Annotated in this window: 3 protein-coding genes and 1 pseudogene; 2 read left to right on the forward strand and 2 right to left on the reverse strand. The window is 72.4% G+C overall.

The window, feature by feature from the left end; all coding sequences use genetic code 11:
* Nucleotides 1–278: pseudogene (locus tag E5198_RS21680) on the forward strand (1-acyl-sn-glycerol-3-phosphate acyltransferase); the annotation flags it as partial.
* Nucleotide 279: 1 nt separating this feature from the next.
* Here the strand turns inward: E5198_RS21680 and E5198_RS20810 are convergent.
* The gene (locus E5198_RS20810; protein WP_136491810.1) at nt 280–858 is read right to left on the reverse strand and encodes an ACP phosphodiesterase; all 579 of its coding nucleotides are present in this window, start codon (nt 856–858) and stop codon (nt 280–282) included.
* 71 nt (nt 859–929) lie between these two features.
* Here E5198_RS20810 and E5198_RS20815 point away from each other — a divergent pair, with 71 nt between their 5' ends.
* Nucleotides 930–1,979, forward strand: a complete 1,050-nt coding sequence (locus tag E5198_RS20815; protein WP_136491811.1) for an alkene reductase — start codon at nt 930–932, stop codon at nt 1,977–1,979.
* A 66-nt stretch (nt 1,980–2,045) separates the two neighbouring features.
* Here E5198_RS20815 and E5198_RS21685 read toward each other — a convergent pair.
* Nucleotides 2,046–2,827, reverse strand: a 782-nt coding sequence (locus E5198_RS21685) for an ATPase (protein WP_168772572.1), incomplete at its 5' end; no start/stop codon positions are given.

Below are 2,827 nucleotides of genomic sequence, written 5' to 3' on the forward strand. Positions count from 1 at the left end.
CCGCCGCCGTCGACAGCGGCGCCGCCGTGCAGCCGGTGGCGCTGCGCTACCGGCGCGCCGGCGCCCGCGACGCGCTGGCGCCCTTCGTCGGCGACGACGAGCTGCCGGCACACCTGCTGCGCCTGCTGAGCGCCGAACGGGCGGTGGTGGAAGTCACCCTGCTGGAACCGATCGCCGTGGCCGGACTCACCCGCAGCGAACTGGCGCGCCGCGCCCATGCGGCGATCGCCGCGGTGGTCTGCCCCGCCGAGGCGCAGGACGAGCGGGAGGCAGCCTGAGTCAGGCCGTGCGCGCGGCGCGGGCGAAGGCGATCAGTTCGGGATAGAAGGCGCGGAAGTCGTCGAGCAGCCAGGGATACAGGCGCGCCAGCTCGGCCAGCGCGCCGTCCAGGCTTTCCGGGCGCGACAGGCGCCGCTGCATGTTCAGCAGCACCCGCTCCAGCACGGCGAACTCGCGGTAGCTGCCCAGCCAGTCCTGTTCGGCCATGCGCGGGGCGATCAGCGCCAGCCGCCCGGGCAGCTCGGCCTCGGCGGCCAGCACGCCGTACACCCGCGCGCTGAAGCACTGCAGCGGCTCGTCGGCGTAGTCGTCCCAGTGGCTGGCCAGACAGTGGTCGAAGAACAGGTCGAGGAGGATGCCGGCGTAGCGCCGCCGCTCGGCGGGAAAGCGCGCCACCGCCAGCCGCACCTGCGGGTGGCGGTCGGTGAAGGCGTCGATGCGCCGGTGCAGGCCGATGGCGGCCTCGACCTCCGGGGCGAAGCGCCCGCCCAGCGGACCCTTGACGAAGTCGCCATACAGGCTGCCGAGCAGCTGCGCCGGCTGCGCGCCGCCGAGGTGCAGATGGGCAAGGTAGTTCATGCCCCCAGCTTAACCCCCTGCTCCGCCAGCCGGTAGTATGGGAGCCCCTTCCCCGCGCAAGGACACCGACAATGCCGACCCTGTTCGATCCCCTCCAGGTGGGCGACCTGCAGTTGCCCAACCGCATCATCATGGCCCCGCTGACCCGCTGCCGCGCCGAGCCCGGTCGGGTGCCCGGTGCGCTGATGGCCGAGTACTACGTGCAGCGCGCCAGCGCCGGGCTGATCATCAGCGAGGCCACCGCGGTGACGCCGATGGGCGTCGGCTACCCGGATACCCCCGGCATCTGGTCCGAGGAGCAGGTGCTGGGCTGGAAGAACGTCACCTCCGCGGTGCATGCCGCCGGCGGGCGCATCTTCCTGCAGTTGTGGCACGTCGGGCGCATCTCCGATCCCTGCTACCTGGACGGCGCACTGCCGGTGGCGCCCAGCGCGGTGCAGCCCAGGGGCCACGTCAGCCTGGTCCGTCCCAAGCGCGAGTACGTCACCCCGCGCGCGCTGGACACTGCGGAAATCGCCGGCATCGTCGCGGCCTACCGCCAGGGCGCGGAGAACGCCAAAGCCGCCGGCTTCGACGGCGTGGAGATCCACGGCGCCAACGGTTATCTGCTCGACCAGTTCCTGCAGGACAGCACCAACCGGCGCAGCGACCAGTACGGCGGCTCGCTGGAGAACCGCGCGCGGCTGCTGCTGGAAGTCACCGATGCCTGCATCGGCGTGTGGGGCGCCGGCCGCGTCGGCATGCACCTGGCGCCGCGCGCCGACGCCCACGACATGGGCGACTCCGACCGCGCCGCGACCTTCGCCTACGTCGCCCGCGAGCTGGGCAGGCGCGGCATCGCCTTCATCTGCGCCCGCGAGCACGAGGCCGTCGACAGCCTCGGCCCGCAGCTCAAGCAGGCGTTCGGCGGCGTGTACATCGCCAACGAGCGCTTCACCAGGGAGCAGGCCGAGCGCTGGCTGGCCGAGGGCAAGGCCGATGCGGTGGCCTTCGGCATCCCGTTCATCGCCAACCCCGACCTGCCGGCGCGCCTGGCCGCCGCTGCGCCGCTTAACGCGGCGGACAGCAGCACCTTCTACGCGGCCGGCCCGGCCGGCTACATCGACTACCCGACCCTGTAATACCCTCGCCGACGAAAAAGCCCCGGTTGCCAGCGGCAGCCGGGGCTTTTCATTGGCGTGCCCAAATCAGCGGGCGTTGAGCTGCTGCTGCAGGTTCTGCACCTGCGCCTGCAGGGTGGTGATGTTGCGGGTCATCTGCGCGCGGAAGGCGTCCAGCTCGGCAGTGCCGGCTGCCGCGGCGGCCGGGCGGCTGTCCAGCTGGCTGCGCAGCACCAGCAGATCATCCTCGAGGCGCTTGATCGCCGGCGCGGGATTGCCCTGCTTCTTCAGCAGTGCGACGTCGCCGGCCAGGCCCTGCAGGCGCCCTTCCAGCTGGCTCGCCTGGCCTTGCGCCGCCTTCAGCGCCGCCTGCTCCTCGGCCAGCCCCTTGAGCCGGCCATCCAGGCTGCTCAGCCCGCCCTGCTGCTCCTTCAGAGTCGCGGCCAGCTGGCTGGCGCTGCCCTGCTGCTCCCTGAGCGCGGCAGCCAGCTGCTCGGCAGCCCCGCGCTGGCTCTTCAACTCGCCGCGCAGCTGCTCCAGCTTGCGCTCCTGGCCGTCGAGCTGCTCGCTCGCACTCTGCTGCTGCTTGCCGAGCTGAGCCAGACGGCCTTCCATCTGCTTGATGCGCAGCTTGAGCGCCTCGCTCTCGCTGGTGACGCTGGACTCGGTGGCCACCACCTTGCCGGAGATGTCCTTCAGGCGCCCGGCGGCATCCTCGCTGATCCGCGCGAAGCTCTCCTGGGTCGCCACCAGCTGCTGCTCCAGACGCGCCAGCTGCTGCTGGCTCCACCAGCCGAGGCCGGCCAGCGCGGCCAGCAGCAGGGCGGACAGCAGCCACGGGGCGCGGCTGCCGCGCCCGCGCGGCGCGG

The sequence above is a fragment of the Pseudomonas sp. A-1 genome (assembly GCF_004801855.1).
Classification (GTDB): Bacteria; Pseudomonadota; Gammaproteobacteria; order Pseudomonadales; family Pseudomonadaceae; genus Geopseudomonas.